Annotated in this window: 15 protein-coding genes; 8 read left to right on the plus strand and 7 right to left on the minus strand. The window is 66.7% G+C overall.

What is annotated here, in order from left to right:
- The first annotated feature begins 4 nt into the window (after nt 1-4).
- The 7 genes from H4W01_RS20285 to H4W01_RS20315 are packed head-to-tail and all read left to right on the plus strand — an operon-like array spanning nt 5 to nt 7214.
- Nucleotides 5-868, plus strand: coding sequence for a fumarylacetoacetate hydrolase family protein (locus H4W01_RS20285; protein WP_209612930.1), 864 nt, complete (start codon nt 5-7; stop codon nt 866-868).
- Complete coding sequence (locus H4W01_RS20290; protein ID WP_209612931.1) at nt 865-1614, plus strand: SDR family NAD(P)-dependent oxidoreductase; 750 nt, start codon at nt 865-867, stop codon at nt 1612-1614. The genes H4W01_RS20285 and H4W01_RS20290 overlap by 4 nt, the downstream gene beginning before the upstream one ends.
- Before the next feature lie 56 nt (nt 1615-1670).
- The gene (locus H4W01_RS20295; protein ID WP_209612932.1) at nt 1671-2621 is read left to right on the plus strand and encodes an amidohydrolase family protein; all 951 of its coding nucleotides are present in this window, start codon (nt 1671-1673) and stop codon (nt 2619-2621) included.
- A complete protein-coding gene (locus H4W01_RS20300; protein ID WP_334685377.1) occupies nt 2618-2935 on the plus strand; it encodes an L-rhamnose mutarotase in 318 nt (105 codons plus the stop codon). Before H4W01_RS20295 ends, H4W01_RS20300 begins: the two co-directional genes overlap by 4 nt.
- A gap of 43 nt (nt 2936-2978) precedes the next feature.
- Nucleotides 2979-4052 carry an L-rhamnose/proton symporter RhaT gene (gene rhaT, locus H4W01_RS20305; protein WP_209612934.1) on the plus strand — a complete coding sequence of 358 codons (1074 nt, stop codon included), beginning with the start codon at nt 2979-2981 and terminating at the stop codon, nt 4050-4052.
- Entirely contained in the window at nt 4049-5641 is a 1593-nt protein-coding gene (locus H4W01_RS20310; RefSeq protein ID WP_209612935.1) for a glycoside hydrolase family 43 protein, read from the plus strand. The genes rhaT and H4W01_RS20310 overlap by 4 nt, the downstream gene beginning before the upstream one ends.
- The gene (locus H4W01_RS20315) at nt 5634-7214 is read left to right on the plus strand and encodes a rhamnogalacturonidase (protein WP_209612936.1); all 1581 of its coding nucleotides are present in this window, start codon (nt 5634-5636) and stop codon (nt 7212-7214) included. The genes H4W01_RS20310 and H4W01_RS20315 overlap by 8 nt, the downstream gene beginning before the upstream one ends.
- 27 nt (nt 7215-7241) lie before the next feature.
- Here H4W01_RS20315 and H4W01_RS20320 read toward each other — a convergent pair whose 3' ends face one another.
- The 5 genes from H4W01_RS20320 to H4W01_RS20340 all read right to left on the minus strand — a co-directional run bounded on the left by H4W01_RS20320 (nt 7242) and on the right by H4W01_RS20340 (nt 15892).
- A complete protein-coding gene (locus H4W01_RS20320) occupies nt 7242-8516 on the minus strand; it encodes an MFS transporter (RefSeq protein ID WP_209612937.1) in 1275 nt (424 codons plus the stop codon).
- A gap of 36 nt (nt 8517-8552) precedes the next feature.
- Nucleotides 8553-10013 (minus strand): mannitol dehydrogenase family protein, encoded by a 1461-nt coding sequence (locus H4W01_RS20325; RefSeq protein WP_209612938.1) that lies wholly within the window; start codon nt 10011-10013, stop codon nt 8553-8555.
- Nucleotides 9989-11518, minus strand: a complete 1530-nt coding sequence (locus tag H4W01_RS20330) for a UxaA family hydrolase (protein WP_209613481.1) — start codon at nt 11516-11518, stop codon at nt 9989-9991. Before H4W01_RS20330 ends, H4W01_RS20325 begins: the two co-directional genes overlap by 25 nt.
- Before the next feature lie 93 nt (nt 11519-11611).
- Nucleotides 11612-12670 carry a LacI family DNA-binding transcriptional regulator gene (locus H4W01_RS20335; RefSeq protein WP_334685379.1) on the minus strand — a complete coding sequence of 353 codons (1059 nt, stop codon included), beginning with the start codon at nt 12668-12670 and terminating at the stop codon, nt 11612-11614.
- A gap of 75 nt (nt 12671-12745) precedes the next feature.
- Nucleotides 12746-15892, minus strand: a complete 3147-nt coding sequence (locus H4W01_RS20340) for a TonB-dependent receptor domain-containing protein (protein ID WP_334685380.1) — start codon at nt 15890-15892, stop codon at nt 12746-12748.
- 204 nt (nt 15893-16096) lie between these two features.
- Between H4W01_RS20340 and H4W01_RS20345 the strand changes: the two genes are divergently transcribed.
- Nucleotides 16097-17377: a glycoside hydrolase family 28 protein gene (locus tag H4W01_RS20345; RefSeq protein ID WP_209612939.1), complete on the plus strand. Its 1281-nt coding sequence runs from the start codon at nt 16097-16099 to the stop codon at nt 17375-17377.
- 20 nt (nt 17378-17397) lie between these two features.
- Here H4W01_RS20345 and H4W01_RS20350 read toward each other — a convergent pair whose 3' ends face one another.
- Complete coding sequence (locus tag H4W01_RS20350; protein ID WP_209612940.1) at nt 17398-18549, minus strand: endo-1,4-beta-xylanase; 1152 nt, start codon at nt 18547-18549, stop codon at nt 17398-17400.
- A complete protein-coding gene (gene uxaC, locus H4W01_RS20355) occupies nt 18546-20000 on the minus strand; it encodes a glucuronate isomerase (RefSeq protein WP_209612941.1) in 1455 nt (484 codons plus the stop codon). The genes H4W01_RS20350 and uxaC overlap by 4 nt, the downstream gene beginning before the upstream one ends.
- Between the last annotated feature and the right edge of the window lie 26 nt (nt 20001-20026).

Below are 20026 nucleotides of genomic sequence, written 5' to 3' on the forward strand. Positions count from 1 at the left end.
CCAGATGAAGCTCTGCCGCTATGGTCCCGTGGGCACCGAGAAGCCCGGCCTGGTCGACGCCGACGGTCGGATCCGCGACCTGTCGGGTGTCATCCCCGATCTTACGCCTGCCGAAGTGACGCTTTCCGCCATCGAAAAGCTGAAGGGCATCGACCCGACGACGCTTCCCTTGGTCGAAGGCTCCCCGCGCTACGGCGTGCCGGTCGCCGGAATCGGCAAGTTCATCGCGGTCGGCCTCAATTATGCCGATCACGCCGCGGAAGCCGGCCTGCCCGTGCCGCCTGAGCCGATCTTCTTCACCAAGGCGATCTCGTGCCTGGTCGGCCCCGACGATGCCGTGATGATCCCGAAGGGTGCACAGAAGACCGATTGGGAAGTCGAGCTCGGCATCATCATCGGCAAGACCTGCCGCTATGTCGAGCAGGCCGACGCGCTCGACCATGTCGCAGGCTATGTGCTCGTCAACGACGTGTCCGAACGCGCCTTCCAGAAGGAACTCGGCAGCCAGTGGGACAAGGGCAAGGGCTGCGACACGTTCGGCCCGACCGGCCCGTGGCTCGTCACCCCGGACGAGGTCGGCGACGTGCAGGCGCTCGCCATGTTCCTCGACGTCAACGGCACGCGCCGCCAGACCGGCAACACGCGCACGATGATCTTCCCGGTCGCCGAATGCATCGCCTATGTCAGCCGCTTCATCACGCTGCATCCGGGCGATTTGCTGATCACCGGCACGCCCCCCGGCGTCGGCGAGGGCCAGAAGCCGGCCGCGATCTTCCTGAAGGCGGGCGATACGATGCATCTCGGCGTCGAGAAGCTCGGCGAGCAGCGCCAGACCGTCATCGCCTTCTCGCTGGATGCTGCGGCATGACCCTGTTCGCAGGCCGCTATGCCGGGCGTAGCGCGATCGTCACCGGTGGCGCGTCGGGGCTCGGCAAGGCCGTCGCCGCGCGCATCGTCGCCGAGGGCGGCACGGTCGCCCTGTGGGACCTCGATGCCGAGGCACTGGGCGCCGCGCAAGCCGAAACCGGCGCCAGTTTCGTCGTCGCGCTCGATGTCGCCGATGCCGCCGCCGTTGCGCAAGCGGCGAGCGACAGCGTCGCCGCGCTCGGCAAGATCGACGTGCTGGTATGCTCGGCCGGCATTACCGGCGCGACCGTGCCGGTCCATGAATTCCCGATCGACAGCTGGCTCCGCGTGATCGACATCAACGTCAACGGGCTCTTCTATTGCAACCGCGCGGTCGTGCCGCATCTGCTGGCGAACGGCTACGGCCGGATCGTCAACGTGTCGTCAGTCGCGGGCAAGGAGGGCAACCCCAACGCCTCGGCTTACTCGGCATCGAAGGCGGCGGTGATCGGCTTCACCAAGAGCCTCGGCAAGGAACTCGCCGGCAAGGGCGTCATCGCCAATGCGATCACGCCCGCCACCTTCGAGAGTCCGATCCTCGCGCAATTGCCGCAAAGCCAGGTCGATTACATGCGGTCCAAGATCCCGATGGGGCGTCTGGGCGAGATCGAGGAATCGGCGGCGATGATCTGCTTCATGGCGTCGGAGGAATGCAGCTTCACCACGGCTTCTACTTTCGACACGTCGGGTGGCCGCACCACCTTCTGAACCCTTTGGCGCAAAGCTTCCCGCACGAGGAGGCACGCGCCCGGAGAGATGCTCGCATGGATGCCGCCCCGCCCGCCCCTGTACCTCCTGCCCCTGGCCTGCCCGCGCCTATCCCCTTCGTGGACGCGCACGTCCATCTGTGGGACCTTGCGCAGATCCGCTACCCCTGGCTGACGGCGCCCTTTACCGAGGGGCCGGCCGGGGTCACCGAGCCGATCGCGCATGATTATCTGCTCGCGGATTATCTGGCGGATGCGGCACGCTGGAACGTCGTCGGCCTCGTCCATATCGACGCCGGTGCCGATCCGGCGCAGGCGCTGGACGAGACCCGCTGGCTGGAAGGCGTGGCCGACCACGGCGGGATGCCCAACGGCATCGTCGCCTTCGCCCCGCTCGACGATCCCGCGGTCGAGGCGTTGCTCGAGGCGCAGGCGGCACACTCCCGCGTCCGCGGCATCCGCCAGATCGTCAACTGGCACGTCAATCCGCTGCGCGCCTACGGCCCGAGCGACGTCACGCAGAATGACGATTGGTGGCGCGGCTTCGGGCTGCTCGGCCGCTATGGCCTGTCGTTCGACCTGCAATGCTATGCCGGACAGATGGCGGCGCTCGCGCCACTGGTGCAGCGCCACCCGGAAGTGCCGGTGATCATCAACCATGTCGGCATGCCGATCCCGGCCGACCGCGAAGGCATCACCCGCTGGCGCCACGGCATCCGCGCGCTCGCCGCATCGCCGCACGTCAACATCAAGCTGTCGGGCGTCGGTTTCATCGACCGCGAGTGGACGGCCGAAAGCATCCGGCCCTATCTGCTCGAAACGATCGACGTGTTCGGCGTCGAGCGCTGCCTGTTCGCGAGCGATTCCCCGACCGACAAATTGTTCGCGCCGTTCGACCGCCACCTCGAAGCCTATCACGCGATCACCGCCGATTTTTCGGATCACGAGCGCCGCGCCTTGTTCGGCCGCAACGCCAACCGCGTCTATCGGCTCGAACTCGATCTGTGAGAGAAAAGATCGCCTTCCGCATGACGCTCAAGCCCGGCATGCTCCAAGCCTATCGCGAGCGGCATGATGCGATCTGGCCCGATTTGGTCGAGGCGCTGAAAGCCGCCGGCGTGCACGATTATTCCATCCATCACGATCCCGACAGCAACGCTCTGTTCGCGACCTTATGGCGCGAAGAGGCGCACGGCATGGACGCCTTGCCGATGCTCGACATGATGCAACGCTGGTGGGCATGGATGGCACCGCTGATGGAAACGAACCCCGACGGATCACCGGTCTCGGTCCCGCTCGACACCGTATTCCACCTCGCATGACCCCAGCCGGCCGCCAGAGCCTGCGCCCCTCAAGGAGACGATGATGCCCCCCAATCCCCTGATCGGCGTGCTGTTCCACTGGCTCGGCGGGCTCTCGTCGGCGAGCTTCTACGTGCCTTTTCGCGGCGTTAAACGCTGGAGCTGGGAAATCTTCTGGCTGACCGGCGGCATCTTCTCCTGGGTGATCGCGCCGTGGCTGTTCGCTGCGATCCAGACCAACGATCTGCTTGGCGTCGTCGCGCAGGTGCCGGCGTCGGTCGCCGGCTATTGCATCCTATTCGGCATCCTCTGGGGTTTTGGGGGCCTAACCTACGGCCTCACCATGCGCTATCTCGGCCTGTCGCTCGGCATGGCGGTGGTGCTCGGGCTGTGCACCGTGTTCGGCACGCTGATCCCGCCGATCTTCAACGGGGATTTCCACGCGAAATTGCTGGCGACGCCGTCGGGGCGGACGATCCTGCTCGGGCTGGTCATCACGCTCGCGGGCATCATCGTCGTCGCGCTGGCAGGCGCGCGAAAAGACGCGGCGCTTTCCCAGTCGCAGAAAAGCGCGGTCGTCGCCGAGTTCGATTTCCGCAAGGGCGTCGCGGTCGCGGTGTTTTCCGGGATCATGTCGTCGTGTTTCGCCTTCGGCCTTGCTGCCGGCGAACCGATCAAGGCGCTCTCGGCTGCGGCCGGCACCGGACCATTATGGACCGGCCTGCCGACGCTGTGCTTCGTGATGTTCGGCGGGTTGCTGACCAATGCCGCGTGGTGCGGCTATCTGATCGCGCGCAATCGCTCCGCCGGCCAATGGATCGGCCGTGCCGCCGCCGCCGGGACCGAAGTCAGCCGCCCACCGCTCCTGGCGAACTTCCTATTGTGCGCGCTCGCCGGCACCCTGTGGTACTTCCAGTTCTTCTTCTACACGATGGGCGAGAGCCAGATGGGGTCATACGGCTTCTCGTCCTGGACGCTCCACATGGCGTCGATCATCATCTTCGGCACGATCTGGGGCTTCGCCTTGCGCGAGTGGAAAGATGCCGCGCCCCGCATCCGCGCGATGGTGTGGGGCGGGATCGCCCTGCTGGTCGTCGCGACGATCGTGATCGGCTATGGCAACATGCTCGCGGCATGAGGCGCGTCTCCGCCTCGTTCGCCCTGGTCGCCCCTCTCGCGCTGGTCGCCGTGCCAGCACTCGGTCGTGCGGCGCCGCCGCGCTATACCAATCCGATACTCTATGCCGACTATTCGGATCCCGACGTGATCCGCGTCGGCGCTGATTATTATCTCGTCGCCTCCAGCTTCCACCTTTCGCCTGGACTACCGGTGCTGCGCTCGCGCGATCTCGTCCACTGGACGATCGTCGCCAACGCCCTGCCCCGTCTTCCTTTCTCACCGCTCTACAATATGCCGGGCCCGCACGCCCTGACCGACGCCATTTCCAAACCGATCGGCGGCACCAAATATGCGAGCGGCGTGTGGGCGCCCGCGATCCGCCACCATGCGGGCCGCTTCTTTATCTATTTCCCGACCCCCGACGAGGGCATCTTCATGACCAGCGCGACGCGCGTCGAAGGGCCGTGGAGCGCGCCCGTCGCGGTGATCGCCGGTGCTGGGCTCGAAGACCCATGCCCATTCTGGGATGACGACGGCAGCGCCTGGCTGATCCACGGCAAGGTCGGCGCCGGGCCGCTGATCCTCCACCGGATGAGCGCGGATGGCACCCGCGTGCTCGACGCTGGGATCGTCGTCGCCGACGATCCCAAGGCGCTACCGGTGCTGGAGGGGCCCAAGCTCTACAAGCGGGACGGCTGGTACTATATCTGGGCGCCGATCGGCGGCGTCGACAAAGGCGACCAGGCGGTCGGCCGCGCGCGCCACATCACTGGTCCCTATGAGTGGCGCACCGTGCTCACGCAGGGCACCACAGCCGTGCAGGGACCGCATCAGGGCGCCTGGGTGGAGACACCATCGGGCCAAGGCTGGTTCGCGCATTTCAACAGCACGGGCGCATTCGGCCGGATCACCTATCTCGAACCGGTGCACTGGAAGGATGGCTGGCCGATCGTCGGCGATCCGCCCGGCCAGCCGGTGACGACCTATCCGTTCCCGGACACCGGCAATGCGCCGACCCGCGATCGCCTGCAGGATTCGGACGAGTTCGCGTCTCCCCGGCTCGGCCTGCAATGGTCGTGGAACCACAATCCCGATCCCGCCGGATGGAGCCTTACCGAACGCCCGGGTTGGCTACGTCTGCGCGCGCGGCCGGCCGAGCATCTCGTCACCGCTCGCGATACGCTGACTCAAGTCCTGCAAGGCCCCAACACGACCGCGAGCGCGCGGATCGACGTGCGTAACCTCGCGCCCGGGCAGCGCGCCGGCCTCGCGATGTTCGGCGTCCGGCCGAGCTGGATCGGCGTGGTCGGCACGGCTGCGGGCGGGCGCGTCACGCTCTCCGTGCAGGGTATTGAGACGCCCGGCCCCGTTGTCACAGGCACGGGCACGGGCACGGTCGTGTTTCGCGTGGCGGTCGGCCCCGAACAGACCGCGCGCTACGCCTACAGCCTCGATGACGGGCGACATTTCACGACAATGAGCGACGCGATCCCGCTCGCGCGTTTCTCGTGGTGGAAGGGGTCGCGGCCCGCACTCTTCAGCTATGGCGCCGCCGGCTGGGTCGACATCGACTGGTTCCACGTCGCCAAGGAGACTCCCCATGATTGACCGCCGTTCCGTGATGCTTGGGGCCGCAGGGGCGAGCGCGGCGGTCGGCGCGTCGCCCGCCATGGCCACCGCCGCACCGGCCGGGACGCCGGGCTGGCTCGACGCGCGACATTTTGGCGCAACCGGGAACGGCACTACGATCGACACGCCGGCGATCAACCGCGCCATCGATCACGCCGCGGCGCTGGGCGGTGGCACGGTGTTTCTGCCGGCGGGCACGTATGCCTGCTACACCATCCGCCTGAAGAGCCGCGTCGCGCTGCATCTCGATCACGGCGCGACGATCCTCGCCGCGCCCGCACCCGACAGCGGCCCTGGCGGCTACGACCATGCCGAGCCGCAGGACCCGGCGATCGAAGGATTTCAGGATTACGGCCACAACCATTGGCGCAACAGCCTGATCTGGGGCGATGGGCTTCACGATATTGCGATCACCGGCACCGGTCTGATCTGGGGCAAGGGGCTGGGTCGCGGCGACGGCAAGGATGCGTATCTCAGCGATCCCAACCATGCCGGCACGGCCAACAAGGCGATCGCGCTGAAGAGCTGCCGCAACGTCCTGTTGCGCGATTTCAAGGTGCTTGCGGGGGGCTGGTTCGCAGTGCTCGCGACGGGCGTCGACAATCTCGTGATCGACAATCTGCTGGTGGACACGAACCGCGACGGCTTCGACATCGACTGCTGCCGCAACGTGCGGGTCACACGCTGCACGGTCAACAGCCCGTGGGACGACGCCATCTGCCCAAAGAGCAGCTATGCGCTGGGCTATCCGCGCGCGACCGAGAACCTGACAATCTCGGATTGTTTCGTCACGGGCAACTACCAGATGGGATCGGTGATCGACGGCACCTGGAAGCCGATGCCGGCGTCGTTCGCGCCCACCGTCCACGGCCGGATCAAGTTCGGCACCGAATCGAACGGCGGGTTCCGCACGATCACGGTGACGAACTGCGTGTTCGAATCGAGCCAGGGTCTGGCGCTCGAGACGGTCGACGGCGCGGTGTTCGAGGACGTGACGATCACGAACATCGCGATGCGCGGGAGCTTCAGCTCGCCGCTGTTCATCCGCCTCGGCCGGCGGATGCGCGGGCCGGCAGGACGGCGGATCGGCACGATGCGGCGCATCCTGGTTTCGAACATCGTCAGTTCGGATGCGGCGTTGCTGCCCTCCATCATTGCAGGTCTGCCGGGCCATCCGATCGAGGACGTGCAGATCAGCGACTGCCATTTCCGCCAGCGCGGCGGTGCGCCCGCGCCCTGGAGCACGCTCTCGCCGCCGCTCAACGAACTCGCTTATCCCGAGCCGAACATGTTCGGCAATCTCCCTGCCACCGGCCTGTTCGTGCGGGACGTGCGCGGCTTGTCCGTCAGCAATGTCGAGGTGAGCGTCGCCGCACCCGATGCGCGGCCCGCCTTCTGGATGCAGGACGTCGCCGATGCCGACCTGTTCCGGATCCGCGCGCCGCGCGACGCGCCCGCGTTCGCGCTCGACCGCGTCAGCGACTTCCGGAGCACCGGCAGTCGCTGGATCGCGGATCGCCTGCTCGACGGCGTGCACTCCTACCGCGGGTGATGCGGCCCTACTGCGGGTGATCCGGCCCTACTGCGGCTGATCTGGCTCGGTGATCGGCCGCAAGCGCGGCACGATCAGGTGGAGGCAGGCCAGTGCGATCAGGTACAGCGTCCCGGCGCCGATGAAGATCAGCTGATAACTGCCGGTCGATTCGAGCAAATGCCCCGTCAACTGCGTCATGACCATGCCGCCGACCGCGCCGGCCGCCCCGCCGATGCCGATCAACGATCCCAGGGCGCGCTGCGGCACCATGTCCGATGGCAAGGTCATCAGGTTCGCCGACCACGCCTGATGCCCCGCAGCGGCCAGCGCGATCAGCAGCACCGCAGGCCACAGCCCGTCGACCCATTGCACCGCCATGATCGGGGTGACCGCGATCGCGGCGATCAGCATCGCCGTCTTTCGCGCGCGATTGGCGCTCGCCCCTGCCTTCATCAGCCGCGACGACAGCCACCCGCCGCCCACGCTACCCAGATCGGACAGGACATAGATCACCACCAGCGGCGGCCCAAAGCTCTTCAGGTCGAGCCCGTGGCGGCGATGGAGGAAATCGGGCAACCAGAACAGGAACAGCCACCACACCGGATCGGTCAGGAACTTCGCGAGCGCATAGCCCCAAGTCTCGCGCATGCCGAGCATCGCGCGCCAGGTGAGCTTATCAGCGGGGGCGGGCGCGGGCACGACCGCCACCGACAGGATCGCCTCGCGCCGGTGCGGCCGTCGGTACGCCCACAGCCACACCACGAGCCACGGCAGGCTGACGATCCCCGTCACCAGGAACGCCGCACGCCAGCCGAACGCCAGCGTGATCGCCGGCACCACCAGCGGCGTGACGATTGCGCCGATATTCGAGCCGGCGTTGAAGATGCCCGTCGCGAGCGCGCGTTCCTCGGCCGGAAACCATTCGGCGACGGCCTTGAGCCCGGCTGGAAAATTGCCCGATTCGCCGAGCCCCAGAAGAAACCGGACTGCGGCAAAGCCGGTAACGCCCTGCACCGTGGCGTGGAGAAGGTGCGCGAAGGTCCACAGACCAAAGGCGGCGGCATATCCGATCCGGGCGCCGAGCCGGTCGATGAACGATCCGAACGTCAGGTAGCCGACCGCATAGGCCGCCTGAAACCAGAAGACGATGTCGCCATAGCCAACCTCGCTAAAGCCGAACTCGGCCTGAAGCGTAGGCTTGAGCAACCCGATCATCTGCCGGTCGACATAGTTGATGCCGGTGGCGACGAACAACAGGCCGCAGATCAGCCAGCGCCGTCGGTTCGCCGGCGCATGCTGGCCGCTGGCTTCGTCAGTCACTTCCGTTCCTCTCCGTTTTGCGTGTCGGTGTTCCGCTCACGCCGTTTCGATCGACCCTCGCACGCCGGCCGGGCCGTCCATTGCCCGGAAAGCGCCACGAATCGCAGCGCGCAGCGCGGCGTCACCGCGCAGCGCCTCCGGCACGATACCGCTGTCGTCGATCAGCGCATCGACATTGCCAGTCGCCGCCAAGTCGAGCAGGCGATCGGCCAGCGGATCGATCAACTCGGGCGCAGGCGGCCGCGGCAGCGCCAAGAAACGGAACCACGCCGCGACTGCGATGGCCAGACGCCGGGCGTCGCCTCCTTGCGCGCGCGCCTCGACCATCGTGCCGAAGAGGCGGAATGGCAGCTTCTGCGATCCGTCCCATGCGATCTGCCATAGCGAGTGACGGATCGCGGGGTTGCGGAACCGTGTCAGGATCGCCACGACATAGGTCGAAAGGTCCAGGCCTTCGGCAGCGCCGAGCGTCGGCGCCACCTCGTCCCGCATCATCGCCTCGACGAAGCGCGCGAGCGATGGATCGTTCATCGCATCGCCGACGCTGTCATGGCCTAGCAACAGGCCGAGATACGCGAGCGCCGAATGGGCGCCGTTAAGCAGGCGCAGCTTGGCGTCCTCGAACGCAGCGACGTCGCGGACGAACTGCGCACCGGCGGCATCGAACGGTGGGCGTTCACCGGCAAAGTCATCTTCGATCACCCACTGCGTGAATGTCTCGCGCTGGATCGGCCAGGCATCCGTAATGCCCAGCACTCCCGCGACCCGGGCCCGCAGCGCATCGTCGGTGGCGGGCGTGATGGAATCGACCATCGACGAGGGGAAGCGCACTACGTCCGCGATCCAGCGCGCGAGATCAGGATCGCGGGCCTCGGCGAAGTCGAGGACCGCGCGCCGCTGGCGTCGGCCGTTCGCCGCCAGATTATCACACGACAGAATGGTGAGGCCCCCATTGCCGGCGCGGCGCCGTTCGGCCAGGCTGTGGACCAGCCATCCTATATAGCTCGTCGGCACGTCGGGTTCGGCGAGATCATGGACGATGGCGGGGTTGGCGAAATCAAGCCCGCCCTCGCCGGTCAACGCATAGCCTTTCTCGGTCACGGTCGCGGTAATGAGACGCGTGGTCGGCGCCGCGATCTGCGCGACAATTGCGGCGGGATTTCGCATCGTCGGAAATTGGAGCAGCGAGCCGATCACCCGCAACCGCGTCTCCGCGCCGAGCGTCGCGAGCGTATAGAGTCCGTCCTGCGGGACGAGGGCATCCGCAACGCCGGTCGAGTTGAGCGCGACCGCGGCGATCCCCCAACGCGGGTCGTCCGCCAGAACCGCATCGGCATAAGCGGCCTGATGCGCGCGGTGAAACGCGCCTGGACCAAAATGCACGATGCCGGGCACCAGGTCCGCCCGCGCATAAGCGGGGCGCTCGACCGCCAGGGGCAGGTCGGCAAGCGTCGCTTCGGACAATCGTTCGTTCAAAGTGTCACGCCGCGTTTCCATATAGCGATCTCTCGCTCATCGTTGATCTCGTTTCGAGCCGGTTCGCCCGACGCGACCGCGCAGATCCGCTCCAGCAGACGATCCGTGGTCGCGTCGAGCCCCCCGCCCTCGCCCACGTCCAGCACTCCGCCCGCGTCGAAGTCGATCCAGCCGGGCTTGCGCGTCGCCAGCGCATGGTTGGTCGCCAGCTTCATCGTCGGCACCGGACTGCCGAGCGGCGTGCCGCGGCCGGTCGAAAACAGCGTCAGTGTCGCGCCCGCCGCGGCCAGCGCGGTGGTCGACACCGCATCGTTGCCGGGCGCCTCCAGCACATTCAGCCCCTGCCGGCGCATCACCTCGCCATAGCGCAGCACATCGGCGACCGCGGCGCGGCCGCCCTTCTGCACGGCGCCGAGCGATTTCTCTTCCAGCGTGGTGATCCCACCCTCGACATTCCCCGGGCTCGGATTTTCCGACACCGGCTCGCCGTGATCGAGGAAGTAGCGCTTGAAGCCGTTCACCAGCGTGACCAGCCGGTCGAACACCGCTTCGTCCGAAGCGCGCGCCATCAGCAGCCGTTCCGCGCCGAACATTTCGGGAATCTCGGTCAGCAGTGCGGCGCCGCCCGCCGCCACCACCGCATCGGCGGCGCGCCCGATCAGCGGATTGGCGGTCAGGCCGCTCAACCCATCCGACCCGCCACATTTCAGGCCGAGCCGCAGCGCCCCGAGGCCGACCCGCTCGCGCCGGTCACTCGCCATCATCTCCGCCAGCGCATCGATCGCCCGCGCGCCCTCCTCATTCTCATCGAGGCTCATCTGCGCACCGAGCGTGCGGATGCGCGCGTGACGGTGCGCCGGCACGCGGTCCAAAAGAGGCGCGAGCTGGTTCTCCTCGCAGCCCAGGCCCAGCAGCAGCACGCCGCCGGCATTGGGGTTCTGCGCCAATGCCGCGAGCACGCCCGCAGTCGCATCGAGATCATCGCCGAGCTGTGAACAGCCGAACGGATGCGACAGCGCGAGCACGCCATCGACGCGGCCTGCCAGACGTCGCGCCGCATCCGCCGCCATCCGCTGCGCCGTACGACCGACGCAGCCGACGGTCGGGATGATCCAGATCTGGTTGCGCGTGCCCACCGAACCGTCTTCGCGACGATAGCCATGGAAGCCGCGCGTATCGGCCGAGGCCGCCAGCCGGGATTCGACCGGGCGGTAACTGTAGGGCTCTTCGCCGACCAAGCCGGTGGCGAGATTGTGGCTATGGACGTGATCCCCCGGCCGGATCGCCGCAGTGGCGCGACCGATCGGCCACCCATAGCGGCGCACCTCCTCGCCCGTCATGACCGGCACCAGCGCAATCTTGTGGCCGCTCGGAATGTCGGTGTGCGCGGTCACCACGATGCCGCCGACGCTCAGCGACTCGCCCGCCGCGAGCGGCCGCAGCGCGATTGCCACATGATCATCGGATGCAATACGGATGAGCGCCTGAAGCGCCGTGGAGCGCGACGTTGTCGGTGGTGATGTCATCATTTCCGCGCACTTATCATGCATGCCACCGCTGGCACAATAAGGCTGAAACACTGTGGTCGGGCTGTATCAGCCTCTCGAACAATCCGATCATCAAAGCTTCGCCTCGGCTACCGAGACCGTCGACTGACGCACCACGAGGGTGAGCTCGACATGGTGGTCCGGCACCCCCGATACCTCGCCCTCGGCCAGCGCAATCGCACGGCGCGTGGCTTCGCGCGCGATGTCACGAAGCGGCCGGCGGATGGTGGTGAGTGCAGGAGAGAGCATCGACGCGATATCGCTATCGTCGAACCCCGCCACCGCCAGATCGCCGGGCACGTCGAGGTCCAACGCGCGCGCGACCTTCAACACGGCCGCGGCCATGATGTCATTGGCCGCGAAGATCGCGGTCGGCCGCTCGGCCAAGGTCAGCAGGTCGGCGGCGGCGGCCAGCCCCGACTCGAAGCCGTAATCGCCCTCGCGCACATAGGACGGCGGGAGCGCGACGCCTGCGCTTTCGAGTGTAAGCCGAAAGCCCTTCTCGCGCTCGCTCGCCGAGAGAAAGTGCAACGGGCCGGTTACCATCGCGATCCGGCGATGGCCAGCCTCCAGCAGGTGCGCAGCCACCATCCCCGCCGCGGCGCGTTCACCGGTTACGAGCATCGCTGGATAGTTTGGCACCGGCACCGCAGCGATGCCGACCGCAGGAACGCCCAGCCGCGCTAGCAGGCGGGCCACGCTCGAATTCTCGGACACCGGCGGCAGCAGGACCAAGGCATCGACCTGTGTGCGACGGACGAAATCCTCCAGGTCTTCCGTCAGCCGGCTATCCTGCACCGACACGGGATGGACGAGAAGCTCATAGCCGGCCTCCGAGCATATTTCGACGATACCGTGCTGGAGTACGCCGACGACATGGGCATTCTGGTCCCCCTGCACGACTCCCAAAAGGAACGAGCGCCGCACCGCGAGGCCACGGGCGCGAAGACTGGGCCGAAAGTTCAGTGCGGCGATCGCGCGCTCGATCGTCCTACGCGTGTCTTCGCCGACCTTGGGCGACTTGTTGAGCACACGCGATACCGTCCGTACCGACACCCCCGCATCACGCGCGACATCGGTAATCGTGGCAGCGCGCACCGGAACGTCGAACTGTTCTGTCATGCGCGGCATTTGGGCAAGATCATCTCCGGAGGCAAGCCACGTCTCGGCTGGGCGCGGCATAACGTCGCGCGCCAGCCGAGAGGATCAGAACCTGGCCGTGGCGCCCACGAAGAATGTGCGGCCCTGCACATCGTAAGTCGCGGCGAAGGTGTTGTCCGAGGGCGCGGCCGAGCCGACGATCGGCGGATCGCGATCGGCGATGTTCGTCACCCCCATGTTGAGCTGGAACTGCTTGGACACGTCGATCGACGTCGAAAGATCGAAGTAATGCTGCGTCGGGATGACCGGGTTGGTCAGCGTGTTCAGTGCCGGCACCAGACCGCCGGCGCGCAGCGGCAGGATGTAGCTATCGACCGTTACCGCCCCGATGAAACGGTGACGCAGACTGAGCACAAACGGCCCGGATTTCCAGGTCACGCGCGTCACGCCCTTCCATTCCGGAATTGGCTGGCCGCAGGTCTGGCCGAACGAACCGACGCATTCATTCTTGGTCGAGAGTGCCGCCACCGGTACGCTGGTGAAGCTGCGCGTCCAGGACACGTCGGTGCCGATCTCGAAGCGGCTGCCGCCACTGCCCAGGCCCCAGTCGGTGTGGAAGCTGTAGCTGGTCGCGAAATCGACGCCCGAGGTCTTGAGCGCCCCGGTGTTGCCGTTGGTCGCCGTGATATAGCCTGGCGCCGCGATCTGCCCCGTCAGCGGATCACGCGTGATCGCCTGGCAGAACGGGCTGCTCGCCTGCTGGACGACGTTGTAGCACAGGTTGAGCACATTGGCCCCGTTGCCACCCAACGGCGCGATCGCGCCCTTCAGGTTGATATTGAAGTAATCGGCGCTGAAAGCGAAGCCGCGCAGGAAGGTCGGCGTAAGCACGACGCCTGCGGTCTTGGTGTCCGAAGTCTCCGGACCGACGCTCGGGTTGCCGCCCCCGATGACGTTGATGAACTGATTGGGCTGCACTTCGGAGGTGAAGACCAGACCTGCGGGTACGCCGGTGGCCACGCATAGCGCGCGCGTCGCCGCCGTCTGCCCCGATACCGGCTGGCGGCTTGAGCAAGGATCGGTCAGCGTCTGCCCCTGGGTCGAATTGCCGCCGAACAGCTCGCCGACGTTCGGCGCCCGGATCGAGCGCTGATACTGGCCGCGGAAGGTGACGCTGCGGTTCGGCGCATATTCGGCGCCGCCGGAATATGTCCAGACGCTGCCGACCCCGGTCAGGTCGTACTGCGAATGCCGGAATGCGCCGTTGACGGTCAGGCGCTCGGCGAAGCGGGTATGCGACAGCAACGGGATGCGGATTTCGGCGAATTCCTCCTTTGCCGTTTCGCTGCCCGAGGTGGGCAGCGAGGCGTTGAAGCCCGAAAGGTCGCCTGAGGCGAGCCGCGCATCTGGCGAGAAGCTCGCCGAGGCACGCCGCCATTCGAAACCAGCGCTGAAGTCGACTGGACCCGCCGGCATCTGGAACAGCTCGCCATTGATGCTGCCGGCCGCGACCTGCTGCGTCGCGCGCGTGACGTTGGTCGTTTTGACCGTGATCGCGGCAGCACCCGCCTGGCTGATGTTGGCGCCGAAGATGTTGAGCAGCGGCGCCGCGCCGTTCACCGAGAGCAGGCCGTTCTGGAAGCCGCTTAGCGAGATCGCGCCGCTGGCAGTGTCGGTCTGGACGGTACGCGCATAGCTGTAATAGACGTCATACGACAGGTTGGTGAGGAAATGATCCGACACGCTGCCGATCTTGCCACGCGCGCCAACCGCGCCGCGATAGGTGTCGATGTTGCTGAGATTGGTGCGAAAGCCGCCCTCATTGATGCGACGGTTGACGTTCAGCACCGCGAGCCCGTCGCCCGCGATCGTGGAGAGCCGGCTGGTGCCATTGGTGACGGTGGTGGAACCCGTCTCGCGCAGGTCGAGCTGACGCAGCACGTTCTGCAGCGGCGCCGAAAGATACGGATTGTTGACGTTGACGAGGAAGTTGCCGCTGACCCCGGTCGAGGGCAGCTGCGCCACGATCTTGTTATTGCCGATCGTGCCCTCGCCATAAACGGTGAACGCGTCCGAGAAATCATAATGTGCGAAGGCGTTGCCGAGCAGGCGCTCCTGCGGAACGATGATGTACGCATCGGGGCCCAGATCATAATCGTCGCCTGGCGTTGTCGCCGGCCGCGCGGTCGTACCAGCGTCGTTGAAGGTGAAGCCGCGCGCGGTGATCCCGCCCAAGCCCGCAGCGGTGAGCGCCGCATTGAGCGCCGGGTTCGACGCTGCCGAACCGACCGTGGGAATGTTGGCGAAGCGCCCGTTGGGCGTGGTGCCGCTGCCGCTGAAGATCAGCCCGGGACGACCGCCCGCGCCGAGGCAGGTCTGGCCGGCGGGGACCGCGAACGGTGTGCCCGGGCGCGTGCTGCTGAAGGAAGCGGCGGTGACACAACCGTCCGCCATCGAGGGCGTCGCCCAGCCGCCACGGTCGCCGCGCGTATAGCCGCCGCGGTTCAGATAGTTGAACGCAACGGTGACATTGCCGCGGTTGTCCGAGAAGTTGGTGCCGGCCGTCACGTCGACGCTCTGCGTGCCGGTGCTGGCATGCTGCGTCACGGTGTCCTGGGCGCTCACCTCGACACCTTGAAAATCGTCGCGTAGGATGAAGTTGACGACGCCCGAGATCGCATCGGAACCATAGATCGCCGACGATCCGCCGGTGACGACTTCGGTCCGCTTGATGAGTGCTGCAGGAATGGCGTTGATGTCGGTCGTCTGGGCCGGACCCGAGATCGCGAAGCGACGACCGTTGACCAGCACGAGGTTTCGCTGGTCGCCGAAGCCGCGCAGGTTGAGCGTGGCGACGCCGGCGGGGACCGTATTGGCGGTCGGACCCGACAGCTGCGAGCCGGTGAACTGCGGCGCATTGCCGAGCAACGTCTCGATGTTCTGCGTCCCCGACAGCTTCACGTCTTCCTGGCTGAAGACCGTCACCGGGGTCGGCGCCTTATAGCCGCGCGAGGCGAGGCGCGAGCCGGTGACGACGATATCCCCGCCGGTCTGTTGCGCGGGCGCGGCCGCAGCGGATTCCGTACCGGCGGCAGATGCGGCGGTCGATACGTCGCCGTCCTGCGACTGCGCCTGGGTAGCGGGGGCGGGTGTGGGCTGAGCGGATGCTGGAACGGAAAGCACGCCGGTTGCAACCAACGCCAGAGTGGCAACGCCCGAACTGAAAGCGGCAAACCTGTTCAAAGTCATCATCTCTCTCCCTACCGAAATTGCCATGTCTAACGCTGGCACCGACGAATTCGCATTTACTTGCCTATTTCACGATATGCAACGATAAATCAGAAAATGAACAACGCCCGAAATCCATGGCATCCCATCACGCGGCGGAACGCGCTCCTCGGCCTTGCGATTTGCGCAGCCGCGCGGGCAGTCGGTGCGGGCGCATGGCCGCGCGTCATGGCTACGCCGCTGCCCGCTCTGCCGCGACGAACCGGCGCAGACCACGACATCACACGTTACGGCGCGCGCCCCGATGGGACCTCCGCGACGGCAGCCATCGCCGCTGCGGTGGACGCCTGCGCCCGCGCCGGGGGTGGGCGCGTGGTGGTGCCCCGCGGGCGTTACCGGACCGCCGCCATTCGGCTGCAATCGAAGGTCGAATTGCATCTGGTACGCGGCGCGGTGCTGGCATTCAGCACCGATCCTGCAGACTATTCACTGGTGCCGACCCGTTGGGAGGGCGCGGAGCTGATGAACTACGCACCGCTGGTGGGCGCCTGGGACGCGCAGGACGTGGCGATCACCGGGGACGGCACACTCGACGGATGCGCCGGTGCGGACAATTGGTGGCCCTGGAGTAGCGGCGCGCAATTCGGTTGGCGGCCAGGTGCACCCAACCAGCGGGCAGACCGCGCCGCGCTGTTCGCGATGGCGGAGGCCGGCGTTCCGCCCGAGCGTCGCGTGTTCGGCGCCGGTCATTTCCTGCGGCCCATGTTCGTGCAGTTCCAGCGCTGCACGCGCGTGCTGATCGAAGGGGTGACGATCAAGGATTCGCCGTGCTGGGCGATCCACCCGGTGCTTTGCCGCGACGTTACGGTGCGCAACGTGACCGTCTTCGGCCATGGCCCCAACACCGACGGCTGCAATCCCGAATCGGTGGAGCGGATGCTGATCGAGCGCTGTACCTTCGACACCGGCGACGACTGCATCGCCATCAAGTCGGGCCGCGATGCCGATGGCAGGCGGATCGGCGTGCCGACGCGGGACGTGACCGTGCGCGACTGCACGATGCGCGCCGGGCATGGTGGCGTCACCATCGGCAGCGAGATGTCGGGCGGGGTGTTCGACGTTCTGGTCGAACGCTGTACGATGAGTTCGCCCGATCTTTGGTATGCGCTCCGGATCAAGACGAGCCCGCGCCGCGGCGGCCGGATCGCGGGCATCCACTTTCGCGACATCGCGGTCGGGAGGGTGGCACGCGCCGCAATCGGTTGCGACTTCAGCTATGAGGGGGTCGACGGTCCCTACCCGCCCAGCGTCCAAGACATCACCGTCGAGCGGCTGCACGCGATCGATGCCGAGCGCGTGCTGGAGCTGCACGGCATTCCCGGCACGCCGGTGACCGGCCTTTCGCTCCGCGATTGCCGGTTCGACCGGGTGCGCCAGCCCGACATCCTGGACCACGCCGCGCCCGTGGCGATCGAGCGCGTGCGCATCGCCGGCCTCCTGACGGGGTAGCAGCCCTAACGCGCAGCCTATCAAACCGCGCGCATCGGCATTGCCCGCAGCGCGCCGGCAACCGCGTCGCGCAACGGCTTGGCGCGCATTGCTGTGCTATAAGGGAGCGGGCGCTTGGGCAGGCCATCAGCGCGCGGCGAAGTGCCCTGCAACCAGCTATACCGGTCCGAAAGACCCCAACACATCAGCGTATCGACCTGCGGATGGGACAGAGTGACGTCGAGATAGGCACCGGCCAGTTCCCCCACCGCCTGGTCGCGCACGGCGATGTCTGCCGGCAGGCCCATGTCGTTGACGTCGAACTCGGTGATCAGCAGCCCGAAGCCCATGGCCGTCACCGCATCGAGGAAACTGCGCCATTCTTCGGTCTGCCGGCCGAGCGTCGTGGCGACGCCCGCACCGTTGCTGCCGATATGCCCCTGAATGCCGAGCGCATCGACGGGCACGTTCCGCGCCTTCAGCTCGCCCAGCAGCTTGAGCACTGCGGCACGGTGGAGTGCGCTGCTCGCGGCCCAGCTCATATAGTCGTTATAAACCAGCTGCGCGCGCGGCGCGGCCTGGCGCGCCGCATGGAAGGCGAGCGCGATCGTCTCGATCGTGCCGCCGATCGCACGCGACAGGCTCGTCTCGCGCAGGGTGCCGGTCTTCTCGTCGATCGCCTCGTTGACCACGTCGAAGCTGTGGACGACGTCGGCGAAGCGGCCCGCCACCTTGGTGACGTGTTCGGTCAGCATCTTCTCGCCCGCCACGCGCGGCTGGCTGCCGAAGTCATGCGCCGTTAGCCACTCGGGCGTCCAACGCGGATGCTGCCACAGCAGATTATGGCCTCGAACGCCCAGATTGTGCGCCTTCGCCCACGCGACCAACCGGTCAGCAGGCGCAAAATCGAACTGATCGGCCGACGGGCGCAGGACGCCCCACTTCATCTCGTTCTCGGGCACGATCAACCCGCACTGTGCCGCGATCAGTGTGCGATACGCCGGATCGGCGAATCCGCCCTCCAGAGTCCCCGGCTTGCCGAGCCCAAGCGCGCTACCGAAACGCATCCCCCGGGCCTTGGCGAGCGTGTCGAGCGACGGCACGACCTGCGCATCGGCCGCCGCTGCGGATATGAGCGACGGGAGCGCGAGCGTTGCGCCTGCGGCCGCGACGAACTGGCGGCGGTCCATCATGCCGCCACCCGCTTGGCTGGCAAGACGGAAGATGGGGCATCCAGCCGATAGGCCTTGCGCACGAGGTTATAGGTCAGATCGACCGCCAGTTCCTGCGCGTCGTCATCCCCCAACCGCCCCTCGGCGACGAGCCGGGCGAGGAATCCACAATCGACACGTCGCGCGACATCGTGCCGCGCCGGGATCGACAGGAACGCGCGCGTGTCGTCGTTGAAGCCGACGGTGTTGTAAAAGCCGGCCGACTCGGTCGTCATCTCGCGGAAGCGGCGCATGCCCTCGGGCGAATCGTGAAACCACCAGGCGGGTCCGAGCTTGAGGCAGGGATAATGGCCCGCCAGCGGTGCCAGTTCGCGTGCGTAGCTCGTCTCGTCCAGCGTGAAGAGGATGATCGACAGATCGCGCTCGTTGCCGAAAGCATCGAGCAACGGTTTCAGCGCGTGGACGTAATCGGTGCGGCCGGGGATGTCGGCGCCCTTGTCGCGGCCATAGGCACCATGCAGCCAGCGATTGTGGTTCCGTACCGAGCCGGGGTGGATCTGCATCACCAAGCCGTCGTCGAGGCTCATCCGTGCCATCTCGGTCAGCATCTCCGCGCGGAACAGTTCGGCATCGGCCAAGGTCCAGTCGTCCCGCATCACCTTGGCGAACAGCGCCTCGCTTTCGGCATCCGAAAGGTTCGCGGTGGCGGCGGTCGGGTGGCCGTGGTCGCTCGACGTGGCGCCCATTGCGATGAACGCGGCGCGGCGCGCGCGATGCGCGGCAAGATAGCCGCGCCAGTCCATCACATCCTCGCCGGTAAGTTCCGCAAAGCGCGCCAGCGCTGCGCGGAAATCCTCGTGCTCGGGATCGATCACAGCGTCCGGACGGTACGCAGTGATGACGCGGCCCTTCCACCCCGACGCGCGGATCGCCTCATGATGCTCCAGCGTGTCATGCGCGCCCTCGGTGGTGGCAATTACCTCGATTCCGAAGCGCTCGTACAGCGCACGCGGGCGAAAGGCAGGCGTAGCAAGGAGTTCATAAACCCGGTCGAAATAGAAATCGGCCGTGTTGGCATCCAGCTTCACCTCAAAGCCGAACACTTCGACGAAGACATGGTCGAGCCACAACCGCGAGGGCGTGCCGCGGAACAGATGCTGATGCTGTGCGAACAGCCTCCAGGCCGCACGCGGGTCGGTATCCGCCGGCTTACCGTGCGCGGGAATTCCCAGAGCCTCGAGCGACAGCCCTTGCGAATAGAGCATCCGAAACAGATAATGATCCGGCTGGAGCAGCAGCTCACTCGCGTTGTTCCAGGGCTGGTCATACGCGAACCAGCGCGGATCGGTGTGGCCGTGCGGCGATACGATCGGCAATGTCGCGATGCTGCCGTACAGCGCGCGCGCTATGTCGCGGGTTCGCGAATCCGCAGGAAAAAGGCGATCGGAGTCGAGGCGGAGCGGAGCGGTCACGAAGCTTGTTCCTATCAGGAGAATGA

Source organism: Sphingomonas sp. PL20 (assembly GCF_017875905.1).
GTDB classification, from domain to species: domain Bacteria; phylum Pseudomonadota; class Alphaproteobacteria; order Sphingomonadales; family Sphingomonadaceae; genus Sphingomonas; species Sphingomonas echinoides.

What these genes read in the sequence shown, in the direction of transcription:
- H4W01_RS20285 (WP_209612930.1), top strand. Translation starts at nt 5, where the DNA reads ATGAAGCTCTGCCGCTATGGTCCCGTGGGCACCGAGAAGCCCGGCCTG.
- H4W01_RS20290 (WP_209612931.1), top strand. Translation starts at nt 865, where the DNA reads ATGACCCTGTTCGCAGGCCGCTATGCCGGGCGTAGCGCGATCGTCACC.
- H4W01_RS20295 (WP_209612932.1), top strand. Translation starts at nt 1,671, where the DNA reads ATGGATGCCGCCCCGCCCGCCCCTGTACCTCCTGCCCCTGGCCTGCCC.
- rhaT (WP_209612934.1), top strand. Translation starts at nt 2,979, where the DNA reads ATGCCCCCCAATCCCCTGATCGGCGTGCTGTTCCACTGGCTCGGCGGG.
- H4W01_RS20310 (WP_209612935.1), top strand. Translation starts at nt 4,049, where the DNA reads ATGAGGCGCGTCTCCGCCTCGTTCGCCCTGGTCGCCCCTCTCGCGCTG.
- H4W01_RS20315 (WP_209612936.1), top strand. Translation starts at nt 5,634, where the DNA reads ATGATTGACCGCCGTTCCGTGATGCTTGGGGCCGCAGGGGCGAGCGCG.
- H4W01_RS20325 (WP_209612938.1), bottom strand. Translation starts at nt 10,013, where the DNA reads ATGGAAACGCGGCGTGACACTTTGAACGAACGATTGTCCGAAGCGACG.
- H4W01_RS20330 (WP_209613481.1), bottom strand. Translation starts at nt 11,518, where the DNA reads ATGACATCACCACCGACAACGTCGCGCTCCACGGCGCTTCAGGCGCTC.
- H4W01_RS20335 (WP_334685379.1), bottom strand. Translation starts at nt 12,670, where the DNA reads ATGCCGCGCATGACAGAACAGTTCGACGTTCCGGTGCGCGCTGCCACG.
- H4W01_RS20340 (WP_334685380.1), bottom strand. Translation starts at nt 15,892, where the DNA reads ATGATGACTTTGAACAGGTTTGCCGCTTTCAGTTCGGGCGTTGCCACT.
- H4W01_RS20345 (WP_209612939.1), top strand. Translation starts at nt 16,097, where the DNA reads ATGGCTACGCCGCTGCCCGCTCTGCCGCGACGAACCGGCGCAGACCAC.
- H4W01_RS20350 (WP_209612940.1), bottom strand. Translation starts at nt 18,549, where the DNA reads ATGATGGACCGCCGCCAGTTCGTCGCGGCCGCAGGCGCAACGCTCGCG.